Origin of the sequence: Novosphingobium jiangmenense, assembly GCF_015694345.1 — a bacterium.
Classification (GTDB): Bacteria; Pseudomonadota; Alphaproteobacteria; order Sphingomonadales; family Sphingomonadaceae; genus Novosphingobium; species Novosphingobium jiangmenense.
In genome coordinates this window covers 42263-61832 of record NZ_JADQDC010000010.1, presented here as the reverse complement: position 1 = coordinate 61832, position 19570 = coordinate 42263, and the positions used below count along the sequence as shown (strand labels likewise).

21 protein-coding genes are annotated in these 19570 nt (G+C 62.6%); 3 read left to right on the top strand and 18 right to left on the bottom strand.

The window, feature by feature from the left end:
• Position 1 precedes the first annotated feature (1 nt).
• Positions 2-2929 carry a MobF family relaxase gene (gene mobF, locus I2488_RS14370; protein ID WP_196276510.1) on the top strand — a complete coding sequence of 976 codons (2928 nt, stop codon included), beginning with the start codon at positions 2-4 and terminating at the stop codon, positions 2927-2929.
• 70 nt (positions 2930-2999) lie between these two features.
• The gene (locus I2488_RS14365) at positions 3000-3239 is read left to right on the top strand and encodes a hypothetical protein (protein WP_196276509.1); all 240 of its coding nucleotides are present in this window, start codon (positions 3000-3002) and stop codon (positions 3237-3239) included.
• Between the two features lie 23 nt (positions 3240-3262).
• Here the strand turns inward: I2488_RS14365 and I2488_RS19635 are convergent, their stop codons facing one another.
• From I2488_RS19635 to I2488_RS14330, 8 genes are all read right to left on the bottom strand, one after another.
• Positions 3263-3460 (bottom strand): DUF6961 family protein, encoded by a 198-nt coding sequence (locus I2488_RS19635; RefSeq protein WP_246465680.1) that lies wholly within the window; start codon positions 3458-3460, stop codon positions 3263-3265.
• Positions 3460-3765, bottom strand: coding sequence for a DUF5818 domain-containing protein (locus I2488_RS14360; protein ID WP_196276508.1), 306 nt, complete (start codon positions 3763-3765; stop codon positions 3460-3462). The genes I2488_RS19635 and I2488_RS14360 overlap by 1 nt, the downstream gene beginning before the upstream one ends.
• On the bottom strand, positions 3762-4187 hold the full coding sequence (locus tag I2488_RS14355) for a thermonuclease family protein (RefSeq protein ID WP_196276507.1): 426 nt from the start codon (positions 4185-4187) through the stop codon (positions 3762-3764). Before I2488_RS14355 ends, I2488_RS14360 begins: the two co-directional genes overlap by 4 nt.
• 12 nt (positions 4188-4199) lie before the next feature.
• The gene (locus I2488_RS14350; protein ID WP_007688341.1) at positions 4200-4841 is read right to left on the bottom strand and encodes a S24 family peptidase; all 642 of its coding nucleotides are present in this window, start codon (positions 4839-4841) and stop codon (positions 4200-4202) included.
• 348 nt (positions 4842-5189) lie between these two features.
• The gene (locus I2488_RS14345; protein ID WP_196276506.1) at positions 5190-5450 is read right to left on the bottom strand and encodes a DUF3489 domain-containing protein; all 261 of its coding nucleotides are present in this window, start codon (positions 5448-5450) and stop codon (positions 5190-5192) included.
• 4 nt (positions 5451-5454) lie between these two features.
• Positions 5455-6519, bottom strand: coding sequence for a BsuBI/PstI family type II restriction endonuclease (locus tag I2488_RS14340; RefSeq protein ID WP_196276505.1), 1065 nt, complete (start codon positions 6517-6519; stop codon positions 5455-5457).
• Complete coding sequence (locus I2488_RS14335) at positions 6516-8315, bottom strand: HsdM family class I SAM-dependent methyltransferase (RefSeq protein ID WP_196276504.1); 1800 nt, start codon at positions 8313-8315, stop codon at positions 6516-6518. Before I2488_RS14335 ends, I2488_RS14340 begins: the two co-directional genes overlap by 4 nt.
• The gene (locus tag I2488_RS14330) at positions 8312-8641 is read right to left on the bottom strand and encodes a HigA family addiction module antitoxin (protein WP_196276503.1); all 330 of its coding nucleotides are present in this window, start codon (positions 8639-8641) and stop codon (positions 8312-8314) included. Before I2488_RS14330 ends, I2488_RS14335 begins: the two co-directional genes overlap by 4 nt.
• A 197-nt stretch (positions 8642-8838) precedes the next feature.
• On the opposite strand from I2488_RS14330, the gene I2488_RS14325 reads away from it, so the two are divergent.
• Positions 8839-9069, top strand: a complete 231-nt coding sequence (locus tag I2488_RS14325) for a hypothetical protein (protein WP_196276502.1) — start codon at positions 8839-8841, stop codon at positions 9067-9069.
• 3 nt (positions 9070-9072) lie between these two features.
• On the opposite strand, the gene I2488_RS14320 is transcribed toward I2488_RS14325, so the two are convergent.
• Genes I2488_RS14320 through I2488_RS14275 form a run of 10 tightly spaced genes read right to left on the bottom strand, consistent with a single transcriptional unit; the run spans position 9073 to position 19558 of the window.
• A complete protein-coding gene (locus I2488_RS14320; protein ID WP_196276501.1) occupies positions 9073-11775 on the bottom strand; it encodes a conjugal transfer protein TraG N-terminal domain-containing protein in 2703 nt (900 codons plus the stop codon).
• Between the two features lie 33 nt (positions 11776-11808).
• Positions 11809-13245: a conjugal transfer protein TraH gene (locus I2488_RS14315; RefSeq protein WP_196276500.1), complete on the bottom strand. Its 1437-nt coding sequence runs from the start codon at positions 13243-13245 to the stop codon at positions 11809-11811.
• A 1-nt stretch (position 13246) separates the two neighbouring features.
• Entirely contained in the window at positions 13247-14098 is an 852-nt protein-coding gene (locus tag I2488_RS14310; RefSeq protein ID WP_196276499.1) for a conjugal transfer protein TraF, read from the bottom strand.
• Entirely contained in the window at positions 14079-15806 is a 1728-nt protein-coding gene (locus I2488_RS14305; protein WP_214652394.1) for a conjugal transfer protein TraN, read from the bottom strand. Before I2488_RS14305 ends, I2488_RS14310 begins: the two co-directional genes overlap by 20 nt.
• Positions 15803-16567, bottom strand: coding sequence for a type-F conjugative transfer system pilin assembly protein TrbC (gene trbC / locus I2488_RS14300; RefSeq protein ID WP_196276498.1), 765 nt, complete (start codon positions 16565-16567; stop codon positions 15803-15805). The genes I2488_RS14305 and trbC overlap by 4 nt, the downstream gene beginning before the upstream one ends.
• Complete coding sequence (gene traU, locus I2488_RS14295; protein ID WP_196276497.1) at positions 16564-17592, bottom strand: conjugal transfer pilus assembly protein TraU; 1029 nt, start codon at positions 17590-17592, stop codon at positions 16564-16566. Before traU ends, trbC begins: the two co-directional genes overlap by 4 nt.
• Positions 17589-18236, bottom strand: a complete 648-nt coding sequence (gene traW / locus I2488_RS14290) for a type-F conjugative transfer system protein TraW (RefSeq protein WP_196276496.1) — start codon at positions 18234-18236, stop codon at positions 17589-17591. Before traW ends, traU begins: the two co-directional genes overlap by 4 nt.
• Positions 18233-18769 carry a S26 family signal peptidase gene (locus tag I2488_RS14285; RefSeq protein ID WP_196276495.1) on the bottom strand — a complete coding sequence of 179 codons (537 nt, stop codon included), beginning with the start codon at positions 18767-18769 and terminating at the stop codon, positions 18233-18235. Before I2488_RS14285 ends, traW begins: the two co-directional genes overlap by 4 nt.
• Complete coding sequence (locus I2488_RS14280) at positions 18756-19163, bottom strand: TrbI F-type domain-containing protein (protein WP_196276494.1); 408 nt, start codon at positions 19161-19163, stop codon at positions 18756-18758. Before I2488_RS14280 ends, I2488_RS14285 begins: the two co-directional genes overlap by 14 nt.
• The gene (locus tag I2488_RS14275) at positions 19160-19558 is read right to left on the bottom strand and encodes a hypothetical protein (RefSeq protein WP_196276493.1); all 399 of its coding nucleotides are present in this window, start codon (positions 19556-19558) and stop codon (positions 19160-19162) included. The genes I2488_RS14280 and I2488_RS14275 overlap by 4 nt, the downstream gene beginning before the upstream one ends.
• Positions 19559-19570 lie beyond the last annotated feature (12 nt).

Here is a 19570-nt window from a genome sequence, read left to right as displayed (position 1 = left end):
GATGCTATCGGTAGCCAATGTCCGCACCGCCGGCGGCGCGGCCAACTACTTCGCTGCCGACAATTACTACACGCGGGCTGATGCCGATCGCTCAGGTGAATGGATGGGGAAGGGCGCTGCCGCGCTCGGGCTTACTGGTACCGTCGTCGCACGGCAATTCGAGGCGGTCCTTAAGGGACTGCTGCCCGATGGTAGCCGCGTGGGCAGTGACAACCGGGCGCACCGGGCGGGGACCGATCTCACCTTTTCGATGCCGAAGAGCTGGTCGGTCCTCGCTCTGGTGGGCGACGATAAGCGCATCCTCGATGCCTACGCTGCGGCTGTCCGGGAAACCCTGCGGTGGGCCGAGAAGAACCTTGCCGAGACCCGGATGGAGGTTCGCGGAAAGGAGCGTGCCGTCCAGACCGGCAACCTTGCGATCGCGCTCTTCCAGCACGACACCAACCGCAACCAGGAGCCCAACGCCCACTTCCATGCCGTCATTGCCAATGTGACGAGAGGGGCCGACGGCAAATGGCGGGCGCTGCGCAATGACACGCTCTGGCAGCACAATACTTTGCTCAATGCCATGACGATGGCGCGATTTCGTCTGAGCGTCGAAAAGCTCGGATACGAGGTCGGTGAGTTCGGCAAGCACGGCAATTTCGAGGCCGTCGGGGTGCCCAAGGCGGTTCGTGATGCCTTCAGTTCCCGGCGAGCGGAAATCCTGGATGCGGCCGCCCAGATGAACTTTTCAGGGCCAGGCGTGCTCGATGCTGCAACCTTGATGACCCGGGCCGACAAGGGGCGGATCGAAGATCGCGATGCGCTGACGCAGCAGTGGCAGGAAGCGTCCGCGAGGCTGGGCTTTGATCCCGCCACGGTGATTGCCAGAGCCAATGCTCGCAGTGCGCAGGATCTTGGCAATGTGACCGGCTTGAGGCCAACGATGCGCGCGCTTGTCCGCAATGTTCAGGACCTTGCAACCTCCTTTGCCGAACGGCTCGGCCTGCGCGAAGGTGACCCACTGATACCTGCCCGACTGAGCAATCGCAGTGTCGAGCAGGTCGCCGCAATTCATGCAGTCGCCTCGGCTGTGCGGCATCTGGGCGAGCGGGAGGCGGCGTTCACCCGGCCCGAGATCTACCGTGCGGCGCTTGGCTTTTCGCTCCCGACCTCGCTCGCTGACATCGAGCACCGCGTCGACCAGCTTCTCCGCCAAGGGTATCTGGAGAAGGGCAGGGGCGCCGACCGGGAACTGCTGACGACACGCGATGCCATCAGTCTCGAACAACGCATCATCGCCGGGGTTGAAGACGGGCGCGGCGCTGCACCGGCGATTGTTTCTCCCGACATTGCCGGGTCCCGGCTGCAGGCCCTGTCCCAGATCAAATACGGGCTGACCTTGAACGCTGGACAGGAAGGGGCAGGGCGTTTGCTGCTTGGCTCGAACAACCGGATCGTCGCGATCCAGGGCGTCGCGGGCGCAGGCAAGAGCACGGTCCTCAAACCTGTCGCCGATATCCTGCGCGAGAAGGGTAGGGGCGTGCTCGGGCTCGCGGTGCAGAACACGCTGGTCCAGATGCTCGAGCGCGACACGGGTATTGCCTCGATGACAGTGTCGCGGTTCCTCGCCCGGCACCGCGATCTCCTTGAAGGGGCCGACTCGGACCGTCTCGCCGAGGCGCGGGCCGACATGCGCGGCACCGTCGTGCTGCTCGACGAGGCATCGATGGTTGGCAATGCCGACAAGGAAAAGCTGGTGCGCCTCGCCAACCTGCTCGAACTCGGCCGCTTTGCGAGCATCGGGGACCGCAAGCAGCTCGGTGCAGTCGATGCTGGAAAGCCGTTCGATGTGATGCAGCAGGCCGGCATTGAGACTGCGGTGATGGGCACCAATCTTCGCGCACGCAGCGAAGGACTGCGTGAAGCCCAACTGGCAGCGCAAGAAGGGCGCATCGAAGACGCCATGCGCCATTTGGCACCCCAGGTGATCGAGGCGGGGAATGATGCTGCTGTCAAAGCTGCCGCAGCCTGGCTGTCCCTGTCGACAGCCGAGCGCGAGGCAACCGCTATCTATGCCTCAGGCCGAAACCTGCGCAGCGCCGTGAACGATGCTGTGCAGACCGGCCTTAAAGCGAGCGGCGAGCTTGGTCCTGAAACCATGCGGCTTCAGACCCTGTCCCGCGTCAATGTGACCCGCGAGGAGCTGCGCTATGCGAGCACCTATGCGCCCGGCATGGTGGTCGATGTCGCGCGGCGTCAGCGCAGCCAAGGCCTTGCAGCAGGCGAATACCGTGTGTTCGGAACCGATGTGGCACGCGAGCGGGTCACGCTGGAGAACGCGCGTGGCCGCCAGTTCGAGTTTCGTCCCGGTCAGATCAGGCCGCAAGGTGAGCAGAATCCGCTGTGCCTGTTCGAAGTTCGCGCCCTCGACATTTACACCGGAGACAAGGTCCGGTGGACCGAGACCGATCACCAGCGGGGCCTCCTCAATGCCGACCAGGCCCGGATTGTCGCAGTCGACAAAGGGGCTGTCGTGGTGAAGACATCCTTGGGCGCAGAGCACAGGCTCGAGCAGGGCGACCCGATGCTGCGACGTCTCGATCTTGCCTATGCGCTCAATGCCCATATGGCGCAGGGGTTGACCTCCGATCGCGGCATTGCTGTCATGGACAGCCGCGAGCGCAATCTGGCCAATCAGCAGACGTTCCTGGTGACAGTCACGCGGCTGCGTGATGGCCTAACCTTATATGTCGACAATGCTGGCAAGCTTGAAACTGCGGTCGAACGCAACCCCGGCATGAAGCGCTCGGCGCTGGAAACGGTCGATCTCCTCCGCGATGCGGCAGCCAAAGGGCAGGCCAAAGATCGTGTGGCTCCAGCACCGGAACGCACGCCGCCAGAGCTTGACCGGTCGATCACCAAGCCTTTCGAGATCGGCATCTAGCGTCCCGCTGTCCCCAAGCGTCCGCACATGGCCGGTTGACGCGTAGTTCTTTATTTGTTCTCATTGGCCCATGCCCCGAATCTCCGATGATATCCTCCTCACCCATCTCGAAGTCGCGCTGGCCGTTGCGCCGGAGCACACGCTCGTTCGTCTCAATGCCGATGATCCACGCGCCCAGCGCAGCGCCAGGGTCGATCTGGCTCGTCATCTTGTCGAGCGCATGCGCGGTTTCACCATCGAAGGCGACAGCCATGGCGGTCCAGGCGCGCAGCCGTGCCTGTTTCTGGGCGATCTGTCGCCGATCGGATGAACTGGTAGTCTTCCCGAGGAGGGTTACTGTAGTGGCCGGTCCGGGGCGTTGGAGCTCAGCTGAACAATTCGCTTGGCGATAGCCTGCCATGTCCGAATGCCCGCCTCGTCGCCAGCAAGTGCGAGCGCCCCAATCTGCTCGGCGACGTGCAAGGGAGCCTTGTCCCCATGAGTTTGCAGGACATGGTTGGCGCAGGCCCAAAGCTCCCAGTCGCTCAGCATCAGCCCAGCAGGCTGACGACACCGCCAACCGCCGCGTAGAGACCGTAGGCGACGAAGGCTGCGGCAAGGAGGAATTCGAGGCGTAGTTTGAAGGCAGTCGGTCGAGGCTGTCCGACAGGCCATATCTGGTCGCAAGCAAATCCGTTGAACCCCGAACGCTCCCCGACCACTTCGACGCGGGCACCGATGAATTTGCGTACCCGGCGGGTGTCGTCGAGATCCCAGGTCCCGCCACCATCGGTGCGCAGCACCGGACCGTTTGCTGCCCGCTCGACGATGCCGGTCAGATGCGTGGTGCTGCTCACCGGCAAGCCGGGCCTTTCCAATAGCGATCCCAGCGCAGGACAGTGCCGGTCTTGATCATGGCGCATGACAGATCGGCACCTGACGGCAGACGGCACCAGGCAGCGGTCCTGTTGCCGCCAGCGGCCCCCTCGGAACGGCATGTCAGCCGCGGACCTCTGACCACCACGTGACCGGTCGAGATTGTTCCCTTGGCACCGCCCATCAGCTGTACGAGCGCATCACGCGCTTCAATCGCCGTGGCATCGGGGCAGGGTTGATTGGTGCGGCACGTGCCGTCCATTTCCCGGGCCGCGATGCCCGCGATCCGCAGGTGAGGGCCTTCCGCACACCAGACCGGACCGTCACCATCCCAGACATGTGTGGGTGTGCAGATAAAGGTCTGCCCGGAAGCGACGATCGAAGCGGCAAGGAGGGCAAGCATCAGAAGACCACCTTAGAGCGCCCGCCCGAACCAGAGAACCCGTCCGACGATATTGAGCGTGCGTTTCTCAAGGCCACGCCAGCTTGGATAGGCAGGGTTGTCGCTCAGAACTGACGCGCGCTTGCCCTGTGGTTCGAGGGCAATCCGCTTTACGCTCAGCATGTCATCCATGCGCAGCACATAGATCCCGTCTCTCAGCCGCGACTGGCCATCCCCGAGATCGACCATGACCTCGTCGCCATCGTGGAGGGTAGGCTCCATGGAGTCGCCATGGACCGCGATAATCGAGAGGCTCGATGCCTTGCTCGCGGTGAGTCGGCGCAGCCACTTCTCGTCGAAGCCGAACTGCGCGGATTTGGCTTCCATTTCGGCCAGAGCGCCATGGCCGGCTGATGCCTCGACATTGAGCAAAGGCACATGGACGAGCTCGACCACCGGGCCTGAGCGGCGGGCAGGGGCTCCAAGAACCTTCTCATCGACCCCGAAAAATCGGGCCAGAACCGAGCGATCCTGCTCGTCCAGCTGCCTCGGGCTGCCGCGCCGAATATACTGCTGGATGTAAGCGGCATTGCGCCCCAACAGGCGCGAAACCGAGGAGTAATTTACCCCTCGTTGCTGGATCAATTCGTCCAGGGCTCTCCGTGCGTCGTCCATGACTGCCAGTCCTATCGCGGGCACCTAGGAAAATCGATCCTAGACTCTAGGAAGCCTTCCTAGTAAGAACATAGCAAGAACGCAAGCTTAAAGCGAGTCGAGAGCGATGGAGCTACTGGAGCAGATCGAGGCATATCTGGCACAAACACGCACGCCGCCGAGCACCTTTGGTCGGTTGGCGGTTGGAGACCCGCGATTTGTGAAAGATTTGCGAGAAGGTCGGCGACCGCGCTTGACAACGCAGGCGAGGGTGAAGGCGCTCATAGCTCCGTCAGGAAATTCCAAAAATTAAAGTAGTGTTCCAAATCTATCGAGCATGTAGATATTATTAATGAAACCTCCTATTATTTAGCGTTGGCCTTTGTTGTGGATGCGATAAATCCGCCTTGCTGAGATATTTTCTACAACAATATTTTTTCCAGATTTTCGGAAAGTTGAGAGTGCGGCATGTACCGTATTGGTTTTCCAGCCCGTGGCATCGACGAGTTCTGAAATAGTCACGCCGGTCTTCTGTGACAGCATAGCGACGAGCAGTGCCTGTTTGGTTCCCTCGCGCGGCTGACGCTCCTCGGCGCCACCGCTGTCGAAAGTATGGTCTGAGTAGGCCATGCCGTTAGCCACCCTCAATCTGAAGCGGTTTGCCACTGAAGACCATAAGGCTTTCAGGCTCGGATGCGAACCAAGCGTAGCTGCCCCAAGCCAAGCTGCTCACAGTCTTTCGAAAAGTTGCTGAGGCGCGATCCAGATATGCGGTCACAAACGCGACGTGTTGGGGTGCAAAACCCGCGCCCTCTGCGATTTGCAGGAGCGCAGTCTTGCGCGCATCATTCACAGGACCATCCGTATGTACAACTTCGACGAACACCAATAGCGGATGCGCTGGGCCAAGATCGACCAGCACAATGTCGGGCAAACTCTTGTCGGCCGGGATGGTCAGGCCGATTGCCTTGGCGAGCTCGTCGTCCCGTGCGACCACTTTGTTTCCGCTCTCGCTCAACGTGATCACGCCAGGCTTTTGCAGGAACTTTGGCGCAAAAACCTCAACAACCGCTTTGGAGATATCAGCGCTCGGCCCGGTCGCCATGCGGCGGGTTTCACCATTGGGGAACGTGACCAGCTCGTAAGTGCCGCCTGCGGCAGCACCCTTGCGCACAATCGCGATGCGGGCGAGAGCACCCGCATTGAGGTGTTTCTCGCGCCACGCGGCTGCTTTGGCGATAAAGGTCGCCTCGTTCAGATCAGGTGAAAATAGCTCCGCGAACTCCGCCTGTAGGGCATACCTCCCTGCCGACGATGTGGTGGCCACCGGCCGATCGATGACGGCGCCGTTTTGGAGCAGAGCGTAGCGGATCGTATCGTCCCGGATCGATTCCCGCGTGTTGACCGCATACCAACGGTCCGGGATGTTCAAGCCTTTGCTGGATTTCATCGAGACGGGCACCCAAGCTGCGCGATCATCGGCACTTGTCAATGCCGCCTGCGCGTCCGTCATTCGCGTCACCTGATCAGGCCGGAGCCAAGCTCCATTTCCTTCCACAGCGCCGACGTAGAGCATCACAAAAATCGTCTTGGCTGCGATCTCCCAGATCGAATGCTCGCGGTTTGCGGAACCTTCGGGGAAAATTTCCGGTAAGCGCGCGTGGATTTCCTTCCACGGTAGGAGTGGAGGGAGCGTCATGCTTTGAGGCCATAGAGGCCGCGCAGAGCCCTCTCGATTGTTGCACGCGGAGCGTCGTTTGCGACAAGCCGCTCGATTTCCGCCATGGCCGAGGCAGGCGGCAGCGGAATGGCCTCCAATTCAAACGCCGACACAGCGACACTCCCGCTAATGCAGCGAAACACCTGATCGACTACATCGCTGTTGATCACGGCGGCAACGGCAGCGGGGGTCACTTTCGGCTTTCCGATCGCGCGCACCATATTCAAGTGGTTTTCGACGATGACGCCGCCCTGCGCGTCAATGAACTCCTGTGGTAACTCTGCGGCGATGAGGCGACGCGCTTGCTCCTTGGCCGTCGTCCGCTGCACGAGGACGCACCCCTGATCGACAATGAGCCAGTCATGACTGGCCTCCGTCTTGAAGTAGGGCGCATGATTCTTCTTCTGCGCACGGAAAACGAAACGCCCGTCGGTTGTCACCGCCTCTGCCCAGATCAGTGGAAGCAGCCCACGCGCCGCGCGAGTCCGCATCTGCGGCTTGAACCTGTTCCAGACGAGCGGGCCGGTCGAAACACCATATCCCCAGTCAGAGAGGCGCGAGGCCATGCCCTCTGCCGCTTTGATAAGCCCAACATGACCGGGTTCGCGCGGCGCGAGCCAGGGCGCGCCAGCGGCCTCCGGCAAACCGACCTTGCCATTCTTAGTTAAGCGCGCCTCGCCCTCATTATCAACATGGAGATAATGGACCTGGAAAGCATTGCGCTTTCCGCCCTTCCGGTAGAGCGCGAGGAGGGTTTCTTGGAGCACATCCTCGAAGACGCCTCGGCGCGCATGCACGAAATCAATCGCGACAGGCGGAGCCTCGGCTGCGAGAAGCTGGCGCAAGGCAGTGTAATACTGCCCGCCCAGGACGCTTGTGGGCGTCAAGTAAGCGATAACCCCGCCCGGCCGCGTCCATCGCAGCGCAACGTCTGTGAACACCCCATAGAGATTGGCATGGCCGTAAAGGCTGCGTGCATAGCGCGAGCGCTGCGCGGCGGAGAGCGTCACGCGCCCATAAGGCGGATTACCGATTACCAAGTCATATTGTGCCACCGGCGTTTCTTCCAGCGAGTCACAGACTTTCACGAAGACGGGCGCGTCGCGGCCGCTCGCCATGCTGAGATCAGATAGGAAGATTTCAAGCGCGGCCTGGGAGAGTGACGCCGCATGCGGATCGAGTTCGAGGCCCGAAAGATGAGTCCCGAGATGAGCAAGTACAAAAGGCGGCTCGCACTTTTCAAGCGCCCGGCGCTTGCGTGCGGCAACTTCCAACAGGAAGGCACCCCCACCACTCGCCGGATCGAGCACACGTGCACTTGACCAATCTACGCCCCCTTCATCTGCGAGATCGAGCAAGCGCTGAGTCAGCGCCGGGGGCGTGTAAAATGCCCCGAGGGCGCTGCGCTCCTTCCTTGGTAACAGGGTTGTGTAGAGACTGGTTAGGAAGTGGCAACCTTCTAGGGTCGGCAGCGTCGCCGCCTCGCGCCCGATGGATGTGGCGAGCTGGCGCGGGGTCGCGTCCAACCTTGCCCGCACAGTCACGAAGGGAGGACTGAGGGTCAGTTCAGGCGCGACGCAGGCGGCAAATGCCTCAATGGCTGCTCTGGCAAAAAGGGCTGCCTGGCTGGTGCGGCGTGTCTCCGGGATTGTTTCTGCCCAAGCCCTCGAGATAACACGGGCGCGCGCCAGCTCGACACGTTTGACGTCGACCGCTGCGGCTGAGTCGGCCGTCGCGGGCTTTTTCAAGCGTGCAGCTGATATGGGATTTGTCATATCTTCCCCCTTGGCCGTGCCCTAGCCGTTTTCGGCCTGAATGGCGCTACAATGATTTCGTCGGCTCGTTTTCGGATTTCCGCGATGTCAAAACTTGTCTGCATCTCCATCAGCTGCTCGATGGAGACGCCGAACGCCTTCTCTATTCGAATCGCCATTTGAGGCGTGAGATCCGAGCGGCCATTAAGCAGTGCAGAAAGCGCAGGGCGAGTCACGCCAAGAACCTGAGCGGCATCCGTCACTGACAAGCCATTGGCCTCGATGATTGCGCTTTTTAGGAAGTCTCCAGGATGGCCACATAACAATGGATTGCTATCGGTTTGCATACATAGCCTTTCCGCCCCGAGCTGATTTGAGGCACTGTGGCGCGTAAAGAGACGCTTTACAAGCAAAATGTGTTCCCTATCTGTTCGCATCTCTATCGCGGAAAGCTTGGAAGTTGAGGAGAGGTTGCATCAGCTGCTGGGGGTCAGAATTTCCTGTCCCTCGGCCTCGTTTCTGCTATGTTCCAAGGAGACCTGAGATGAACGCCATCATGACGAATTTCGACATTGAAAGCGCCGAGGCGCACGGAACCCGCAAGTGGGAAGGGCTGTCTGAAATCGATCAGGCAATCCGCGAAAACCGTCTGACAGAATATCGGATCAAGAAAGCTTGGGCTGATCCGTGGTCGCGGATCCTGAGCATCATTGTCGTAGTTATCTTCGCCCTTTTTGCGGGGTTCGTGATCTACTGGGATCTCCTCAGGGGCTGACGCCTACCACTCTTTGACGTCATCGGCGGCCTCCGCACTTGCGCCCTGCGCTCCCTTAGTGACCGCGTCGAGGCGTCCCCTGGATCCTTCGATCTTCTGGCGACCAGCAGCCTGAGCCTTTTGTACCTCATCATGGAGATCGCCGGCGCCCACTTGGGGCACTGAGCCGGAACCGCCTCCGCCAGTCTGCGCGCGCCCGCGTACTGATCCGGCGTCAGAGATAGCTGGACGGGACACGGACTTTCCGGGGGCAAGAACCAGGCGATCTTCGATCCCGTCCCGAAGCTGCTCGGCATAACCTTCAATGAACTTGGCCTGCAAGGCTTGGCCTTCCGGACTGAGCTGGAAGGTCACGTCGTCGAACCGCACATTGCCGTAGAAGTCTCGGTTGCGCTCAATCTCGGCCAATCCCCATTCACGGTAGGCTTGGGACAAATTGAGGCTTCCTGCCGCGCTGTTGCCCTTGAAGAAAGACGCCTGGCTTTCGAGGCGGTTGGCAAGCTCCTCGGCGCGCCTTGCCTCGCGGCTGTAGCTTTGCGCTTCGGTGAGGGACGCGTTCATGCCACTTGCCGTGCTCGAAATTGAGGAGCTGCTCGAGGTGCTGACCGATCGAACGAAACCATCGCGGGTACTCGACCAATTCCTGCTGTCGGACATCTGGGCCAAGCTACCGAAGATCCGCGAGCGATCCTCCGATGCAATGCCAATGTCGCTGTCTGTCCACGTTTGGTTGCGCCCTCCCTTGGCGCCGATATTGGCGGACGCGACGCCGTTCGTTACACCGGCGCTCGCGCCAGCTTCCCCGTTCAAGAACCACGCTACAGTGATGTCGTCCGCTGCTCTGCGCGACAGCCCGAATTGCCGCTGCAGACTGGTCGATGCCTGATCGACCTCGCTGAATGCGGTCTGGATGCTGTCGGAATTCGAGGTGCCGGTCGCGCTCTCGAAGGATGCGCCGCGGCTGAACTGGTCCCTCAGTTCGCGGAACTTCGTCACGGCGCTGGTCGTCGATTCCGTCGCGACATTCGCATAGGTCTCGCTGTTGGCGCGGGCCTGCGATGCCATCGTCGAAAGGCGCGCCGTGAACTCCTGGCCCAGCGTCGGCGTGAAGGGATAGCTCGAGGTCGGGATCTGGTCGTAGCTGCCGTCAGGAAAGCTCGTGGTCATTGCTCCGGTGTCGCTGAAGGTCCGAGTCTGCGGCGCGCCGTAGGTGAAGCTTGGCGCGATCGTGCCTTGTGCGAACTGGCGGGTGAGAACGCTCGAGTTTTCGAAGCTGGTGTTGCCCAGCGAGACGTTGCCGGTACTCGCCTCGCGGGCCGCTTCCTCGGCCGCGTTCTGGCTCGGGTTGAGGTAGCTCGTCGCGTGATGAGAAATCGCCATGGCGCCCTTGGCCACACCCCCTGCCAGGAAGGGCACCGATGCGATGAGATAGCCTGCCAGAAGACCGATATCGCTGTTGACGTCGGCCATGCCGGTAAAACTCGCCAGGCTGAGGCCGTTGCTGCCCGTGACCGCGCTCATGTCAGCCGCGCCCTTGTACATCAGCATCATGTGGAGGATCACGAACAGGGGTCCCCAGGCCGCGAGATAGAAGAAGCCCGTCACGTAGCCCTTGAGTGCGACAGGTCCCGTCTTCGGGAGCAGAAACAGCGGGAAAAGCACCGGAAACAGCGCGTAGAACAGCACGGTCAGCACGACGTTCAGGAGCGGGACCCACTTCATCGCGTTGCTCGCAATCGAGCCATAGGTCCGCTCGGTCTGAATGTCGGCGCGGGTCTGCGCGTAGACGTCGACATTGCCCGCGCCGCTGGTGCCGGACATCGAGTGCATGGCAGCTTCAATCGCATTGATGGTCAGCGTCTGCTTGAAGATTTCTGTCGCATTTGCCGAGACGCCGGTCAGGTACTGATAGGCCACCGGCAGGTCGGCAAAGAGCTTCGCCTTGGCGAGCGCGGCCGTCTGGTTGGGGTAAAGCTGACGGCCAAACACCGATCCCATCGCATCGACGAGGCCGGCCCACTGCGCATTGAGCGTGTCGTAGGCCTCGCGGCAGGTCACGATGTTTGAGCTCACCTGGCCTGAAGTGGTATCCCGGGTCAGGAATCGCTGCGCGCGCGCCTGGCTTCCCGGCGCGATTGTCGCCCAGATGTCGCCCGTTTCCGCCAGCTCCTTCATCGAGTAGCGGCCGAGCAGGACGTCGTAGAACGCGCATTGCCGGAAATGCTCGTCGAGATTGGCAGCAAACTCCGGATCGGAAATCCGCAAGGACCGGGTCGCATCGTAGAGCCGCGCGCCGTAGATCATCCCGTTTTTCGAATAGTTGAGATCACCGGGCAGGCCGAACACCACTTCAGCCGAGCCCGTCAGATAGTCGCCGACCTGGCTGGTAAAGCTCGCCATCAAGGCCAAGCCCAGCGGCACGTTGCTGACATTGGCCGGGGCAAGGCTCGGATTGAGCCGGTCGGTCACATGGACATCGAGCCGCGGCACCATGAGGCAGGAGTAGATGAGCGTGGCACCGAGGAACCAGTTGATCCAGGCGCGCCAGTCCTGATTGAACGCAAGTGTCAGGGCGGACAGGCCAAGCCCCATCACCATCACCACCTGGAGCAGGCTCTTGTAGCCGCCGTTGCCGGTCCAGGCGGCGACCGCCTGGAAGACGTTGACCAGATAGTCCCCGCCGCCGACCGTGAAAATCTCGACCATGTCTGTTATCCCGCCTGGATGTGGTTGGCCCGGTCAGTGGGTGAGGGCGCGGCTCTGGACGCCGCGAGACCAGTCCAGCGAGGCGGCCATTCCGGGCGACATCGAGGCGGCCAGCACGTTCTCGATGAACGCCGTCTTCTCAATGATCTGCAGCACCGCATTGACCTTGAGATGCGTGTTGGCCTGCCGGTCAGCGAGAGCCTGACGCACGACATTGACCTGGTTCTGCCACATCGCGATCTTGGCTTCGTCGGCCCCGATGAAGCTCGACATCGAGCGGCCCGCCTCGCTCACGATCCGGTCGAGCACGGCAAACAGCAGATCAACACTAGCGATCTCGGCCAGGGTCTCCCGGTCGTCGGTCGGCATGCCGCGGCCATAGGCCGCCTGGACGGTCAGGATCTTGTAGAGTGGGATGGACGCGACTTGCAGCAGCTCCTTCTGCTCTTCGCTGATCGCGGTGTCGTCGCGGATGGCCTGAACCATACCGCCGATGAGCGCGGCCACCCGCGGTCGCAGCGCTTTCGATGCCGGCAGGCTCAGCGACTTGAAGCCGGGGTTGAGGCACTTCTCCGGCTCGTCGCAGTCAAAGATGAGGACGTTGCCATTCGAAGTGCCATCCAGCAGCGAAGTCACGAGGGTGGACGATGCCTCACCGACGATCGGCACGAACTTGCCCGGCTCGTCGTCCTTGGGGGGCACGTAGATGATCGTGCCGAGCAGCGTCATGGCATATTCGGCGAGCTCCTCGTCGAACCGGCCGCCCGGCGAGAAGAACGCCGACTTCTTGAGGATCGTCCAGGTGTAGTTTCGCGGCACGCCCGGATTGACGTCATCGTATTTGCCCGAGCCTTGCGCGGTCGTGCTCGATCGCTGCCCCCTGGTGCCGCACCCATGCTTGGCCGCGGCATAGTCGGTGAAGATGCCCTCGGAGTTGCCGATCGCTTCGCAGATCGCCTTGTCGGCAAGGTCGCCCTTCGGCCAGATCCCGCCCACCAGACCCTGCGCCATTTCGCAGGAGTTGATGTTGAGGTTGTTCATGAGCTGAGCCTTCTGGCTGAACTCCTGCATGATCTTCGAGCATTCCGGGCAGACCGTGTCGATCGCCAGGCTGAAGGCAAAGCCGACAGCGTTGTTCGCGACTGCCTTCAACATCGCGACGATCTCGCTCGCGTTGATGAAGCTGAAGGACCCCGCAAAGATGTCGATGCCGCCGCAACCGGCGCGAGCGCGCGGCAACTGCAGATTGGCGATGTTGGTGGTCTTCTGCGGGAACCGCGTCCAGACATTGCCGAGGCTGTAATAGCCAGCAGACTGCCCCTGGAACGCGGTCGGTCCGTTGACGTTGGCAGCGCCCCCGACGTCGTTCAGAAACGAGTCCATCGAACTGCCGACGTCGGCCGATGCGCCAGACAGCGGGAGGGCGAAGGGGATGGCGGCTGCAAGAAGCGCAGCGACGGTTCTTTTCATCCTAGTAGTCACGTCCAGCTTCCTTCGATGTGAGGAGGTAAATCCGGTCCTGAAGCTCGTCGGCGCTCATGACGCCGTAGCCGATCGGAATGGGGCGGCCGGTCCGCGCGTCCCAGAGCACGACCGCTGGTGTGATCTTGGGCTCGAGCCCCATGCGGCTGCGCTGGTTGGTCTCGACCGTGTAGTTCGGGAAATGCCGCGACGGGCCGCCGTCGGTGGAAATCGCGCGCACGGCGATATGCCAGGTCGAGGCAACGCTCTGCACGATTGGCGACATGACTTCGCAGGCGCCGCAGCTCTGGGCGAAGAAGTAGAACAGCCCGTAGCGCACGGAAAGCTGGGCCATCGCAGCGTTCCGTTCCGCGCTTCGCGAATCCTGCCACTGGCGCTTGCCAAGTGTCGAGACCGGGCGCTGCAGCGTGTAGTCGAGCTCGGGATCCTGCCAGATCGCCCGCTGCCAGACGTCGCTGAAGAGCGATGCCCGGTCGAGCTGCGCGCGCTGGAACCGGATATAGGCCGTCACATTGGCTGGCGTCGGCTCGAGGATCGCCTTGGCCTTCAGTTCGCGCAACGTCGCCGTGATCGCGTCAAGTTGGCTGGTCGCGCTGGCCGCAGGTCCGGGCGAAGGCGAATTCTGCTCCGGCTTCTTGGGCCGCTCGCAGTAGAACCAGTATCCGAGCCGCCGCTCCTCGCAATAGAAGCTATCCTGGCGCTCGGCCGATTGTGCGCTGGGCGGCACATCGGTCCGGCTTGCGACGGGCTGGGCGGTCGCCGGAGAAAACTGAAAAACGGAATTGGTAATCGCGCAGGCGGCGAGCAGCCGCCACGCGGCCTTACTGGCGGGCGCGGGCATAGTAGTCCTCGATCTTGTGTTGGATGTCCTGGGTGGCCTGCAGCTCGTCAGGCAGGCGGGCAGCGTCGGTGAACTCGGCGTAGACCTCGCTGAAGTCCATTTTCGAGAGGTCGAGCCGGGCAAACTCGTCGATGGTGAAGCCCTGGCATTGCTCGGTCTTCGGCTTGCCCCAGGGCTTTTTCAGCTGCTGGCGGCCCTGCTCCTGAAGGATCCGCGAAAGCTTGGATTCAAAGCAGCAGTAGACCTTGCGCTTGGTCAGGCACACGCCAAGGAACGAGGACGAGCAATAGGTGCCGACGTAGGCGCACAACCCTTGCGCATCCGTCTGATGCAGCAGCATCTCCTCGCGGCTGCAGCCCAGCGCGACGAGCAGCTGGATGCCGGGGATGAGCGGGAAGCCCTTGCCCTTGCAGCAGTTGAGCACACCGAAGACCTTGGACGAGCAGGTGTTGCGCGTGCCCTTGAACAAGGTGAGCGTGTCGGGATCGAACTCACGCCGGGCCTGCGCCATCGCATTGAGCGCGACAGCGGCATCCTTGAACTCGTCGTTGGCTTCGCGCTGGATGGTCTCGCACGAGCCATCGATGCAGTAGACGTCGCCGTCGCAGATGAACTGGCCGGTCGTCGCAGGCTGGTCTGGGACCGGGCAATCATAGACCCGCTCCCAGGTGCGGCAGGGCTCCCCCGCGAGGCAGTCTTCGCGCACCAGTTTGCAGCCCGGCGTGGCTTCAAGTGTCTGGCAGTCCTGGGCCTCAGTGAACTGCGCGCAGCTGTAACTGCGGCTCCAAGCCCAGCAAGGCTGCGTCACGGCGATGCCATCGACGATGCGGGTCACCGGATCGCTGTCGGTGCACGTCTCGGTGTCCTGCTGGCACGAGGTATCGGCCGCGAGACCAGCACACTGGCTTTCATCGCGCGAGGTCGTGACGACGTTCTCGCCTGTCACCGTGTAGGGCGTGGCGCCATCGACCGGCGCCTTGCAACTCACGAGATCGACCCTCAGATCGCCCGAGTTACAGCCCCAGGTGATCCCGAAATAGGGATCGCAAAGGTTGATCGGATAGGACTGCGTGACAGTGCATTGCGGCGCGGGGTAGCGGTTGCAATTGTAGACCGAAGCCGGGTCCACACCGCTGCCACCGACGCAATAGTAGCCGTAGACCTGCAGTTGCTCGACACGCGCGGTCAACGTCACGGGGCAGGTCCGCGTTTCCTGTGTCGCCGTATAGCCGACATTGCAGGTCGCCATGTAGCGCGCCGCGGTTCCGCTGGCCGGCGGCAAGGGCACGCACCGCCCTTGTGAACCGCCGATGGCCATTCCGCTCGTATAGGCGAGCGGGTCATCGCTGATCACATTGCTGCGCGCGATCGTTGCGTCGAGATCCTGCGGCGCAAACCGGGCGCGCCGGTCCATCGAATCCCGCATGGCCTTGTAGCCGGCGTTGGTCGTCGCCTGGCTCGCCGCTTCGCGGCTCATCCGGTCAGGATCGTCGAAGTACCTTGCCTCACTCGGCGTGCCGCGGAAATTGGGAATGCGGCTCGCATCCGGGTTCGTCGTTGCCGCGCTTTGCGCCGAGGCTGCCTTGTCCCGACCGAAAGCCTTGCCGTCGGCCTTGGCAGCATCGGTTGTGGTTTGGGCGTGGAGCTGGCCGACGAGGGCGAGCAGAAGCGCGCCCACGCCAGCGAGCGAGAGGACCGATCGTTTCATGGAACCTGCCTTTCAAGACGTGCGAGGTGCTGGGCGGCGAGCAAGGCGCCGGGGCCGCCACCGCGCGCGAAGGTCTCGAGCGCGTAAGCTGCGCTGACATTGCCGCTCATCCGGTCGTGCGGCGGAACTTGCGTCCGGCAGTTGAATCCGTCGCACAGATCGAAGTCGCTGCTGGTGACGACGTAGGTGGGCACCGCCTCGATCCCGAAGGCGCGGAACAGCCGCGGGTCGATGCCGACGCCGTCCAGCTGCTCGCCGGGCTTGGCAACTCTGGCCAATGCTGCCGTGAGAGCCTTGGCGCTGTTGCCGGGCAGCCCGCGCAAGGCAACAACACCGCCAGCCCTGGTCACGTCGTCGATCATCGCACGCAGCGCCGCAGGCGGCATCGATAGCGAAGCAAAGGCGATGAACCTCGGAGCCTCGCCCATGCCATCACTGGTCATGGTGCCGGCGTCGGCCACCATCCGGTCAAAATCGAATGTGCTGGCCTCACCAGGCTTCGCGTTTGCGGCGGCTTCACGCGTGTAGCGGCGGGCGTGCGCCTCGGCCTCGTCGGAGCTGGTCCTCGCCTCCCGCGCCAGGGCTTCGGCTCTGGCGCGGGCATTGGCAGACAGCGCGTCGGCATCGGGGGCACCAGCACTGGCCCGCGCCCGGATAGCAGCCAGATCGAGGTCCGGCTCGGCCGTCTGTGCCGAGGCTCCCGCCAAAGCGGCAAGGCTTGAAAGCGAAGCGACTACAAGAGGGTAGGCAAGCTTTTTCATAGCGCGCAGCAATTCCGCTTGCGCCAGACCAGATAGCCCATGTCCTCGCCAATGGCGGGATAGACTTGGGTCCCCGACATGAAGGTGGTGGAGGCACCGAGGGCTGCGCAGGCGTAGCGGCCTTTGGTCTGCGGATTGGGATTGGTGGCCTGAAAGCGGTACTGCTGCTTGCGCATCACCGGCATCAGGTATTTGCCGCAAAGCCCTTTGCTGCCCATCGTCCCCCAGGCGACGAGCTCGCGGTGGAGCTTGTAGGAGAAGCGGGCGAGCGCGAGCCGTGACGCCTGGACATGGCCGATCGTTGCCGAGACATTGCCGTTGAGCGGATACATCGTGCCCTGGCAGCCCGCGCACCAGAACAGCTCGTCGGTCGGCAGCTTGGCCGTTGCCGCCACACAGTCCGCAGCACAGGCCGCAAGCGCCAAGGGATTGGCGAACAGCACCGCTTCAGGGTTGATGATCGCAGTGAGTTCGCTGTCCTGCCAGAGCGGATCGATCTCGGTGATGTAGAGGATGTCGATCGAGCCGGACTCGAGGCACAGGAAATCGGCGACGATCTCCATCCAGTAGATCAGCGGATAAGCATACCAGTGGACATGCCACTGCGAATTGTACTGGGTGTTGCCGCCGACCGCAGATGGCCCCGCCATCGATTTGAAGCCGATGTCGAACCCCGGATCGAGCTTCATCCCGCCCAGATTGACGAAGCACCACGGCTTCATGCTGACGTCGGCAAGCCGGACCGGCTCCCAGAACCCCATGGCGATGCCCGGCCGCAAGCCGCAGAGGCAAACGGGGAGAGCCGGGTTGCTCGTATCGGGACGGCTCGACGGCCAGATCTTCAGGCCGCCGATCGAGATCGGGAACAGGCATGACCAGCAGATGTCCGTGATCGGATTGACGAACTTGCCGGTGCAGCGGCCAGGACCGGCCGCAGCCTGGGCCGGGGCACTGGAAATGACGCTCAGGCTGGTGAGCAGAAGTGCTCCGCAAAGCCATGACAGAAGGCGTTTTCTTTTGCTCATGACGGCGCACGTTCCTTGAGAGGCATGGGCTGTTCGGTGATGATGAGCGCGCGGCCCTGCTGCTCGACGGTTGCCGGCACCGCGCGAATGCCGAAGTGCTTCACGAGGCTGCCGCCCTGATCGAAGTAGAAGCGCCGCTGGCGGGCTTTCATGAGTTCGAGCGGCGCACCCCGCACGAGGATGAGCTTGGCCTTCGTGCTGGCATAGCGACGGGTGGCCCAGGCGAGCTGTGCCGGGTCGTCGCCGTCGAGAAAGACGAGAGGAGCCCGGAGCGGAACGGTATCCAGAGGATTGACTTGGCGGCCTGCGGCAATGATGACGCGGCCCTTGTCGTCGGCAATATCGCGCTCCACGGTGATCGTCGGATCGAAGCGCCAGCTGCGGAGCGCCGAGGCGAGGGAGATGCCTGCGACAGGCTCGGGCCGGTTGACCCGAGCGATGGTCCGCCGCTTCAGCTCTTCATTAAGACGGGCCGTTTCGCCGGTCTTCTCAAGCTGGGTGAGCCTGGCATGGATCTGCTGAAGCAGGTCCGGTTCGATGACCGGCCATACCGCGCCGTGCTGGCCGTAATCGCGAGCCATTGCCTGTGGTGCGATGGCAATGCCAAGCGCCGTGGCGCAAACCGGCAAAGTGAGGTGCCTCACAGGATCGGCCTCCCGACCCCGAGAATACGTGGGCGGCAGACCCAACCGATCGCGGCATAGCGGCTGTCAAAGCCATCCTTGTGTTCGCTGGTGACGAAGTAGCAGCCCTTCGGCACGCGCCCCGTAGGTCCAAGCGCCAGCGTTTCGCCGAGGCGGCTCAAAAGCTTGGCTTGCGCCACGGCCTCACCGTTGACGAAGAAGATGCGGTTCTGCTCGGTGACGATGTCGCCCGGCACACCGCTTACACGCTTGCCGAACGGTTTTGGCTTCGCCCCGAAATGCTTGACCAACAAAGGCGAGGTGGGCGGGTCGAACAGGATGATGTCCCCGCGATGCACGGGTGCCCCCCGCGTGACCCAGATGGCCCAGTAGGGCAGGCTGGGGCTCACATTGATCATGAGCGCATGGCCCTGCGCGAAGGCGGCAAGCGAGGAGAGCGCCAGCGCCCCGGCGCCAAGCCCGCCCCAAAGCACGAGGCGTCGCGCGAGAGGGCGCGCAGACGCCGAGCGGATCAAGCGATCAGCGGGTTGCATCGGGAAGTGCTCCCATGCGGCGCACGACGTCGGCACGCACAGACTGCGTCAGGTCCGGCGTGCTCCCGGCAACAACGGCTTCGGCGACGAGGACCGTCCGGCCTTCGCGGCCGAGCTTCTGTACCGAGGCTTCCACGGCCTTGAGGTAGGCCTGGACGCGCAGTCTGGTTTCTTCGGGCGGCCGACCGGCACGTGCTTCGGCTTCGATGAAGTCGCCCATGATCCGGCTCAGCTGGACCGTGACGACTTCGCGCCTTTCCAGGGTGAGCAGCTTGTCGGTCGCCCAAATCCCCCATAGCGTCTGACCGATCATGCCGGCGCCGACCACGGCAGCGGTGAGATTGATTGATGCCAGCCGCTCGCGCAGGCGCAATGTTGCCATAATGTTCTTCACAACTTTTCTCCCGAGAGTTCGCGGTCGAGATCGCGGATGAAGCGGGGAAGGCGCGCAATCACGACCAGGGTCGCTGCGCCGATCAGGAGCGTCTTGAACTCGCTCAGGAAGTTGGCGCGGCGCAGCACGTCAGCGGCAAGGAAACGCTCGGCAAGATTGGCGATATGGCCAAACAGGGCGTCGGCATGGCCGCCCGAGAGCAGCAGGAAGAACAGCAGCGGCAGCCCCAGTGCCATCAGGTAGGACGAGGCAAGGAACATCGCGCCCTTGAGCGCGATGAAGCAGAGGTCGGCGCCGCGCTGCCGCAGTGACTCGCGTCTCTCGATCCGCTCGCGCAGATCGCCGTGCGTACTGGAAAAGCGGTCGTCAAAAGGGTGTCGGGTATCGATTGACATGGAGGTTTCCTT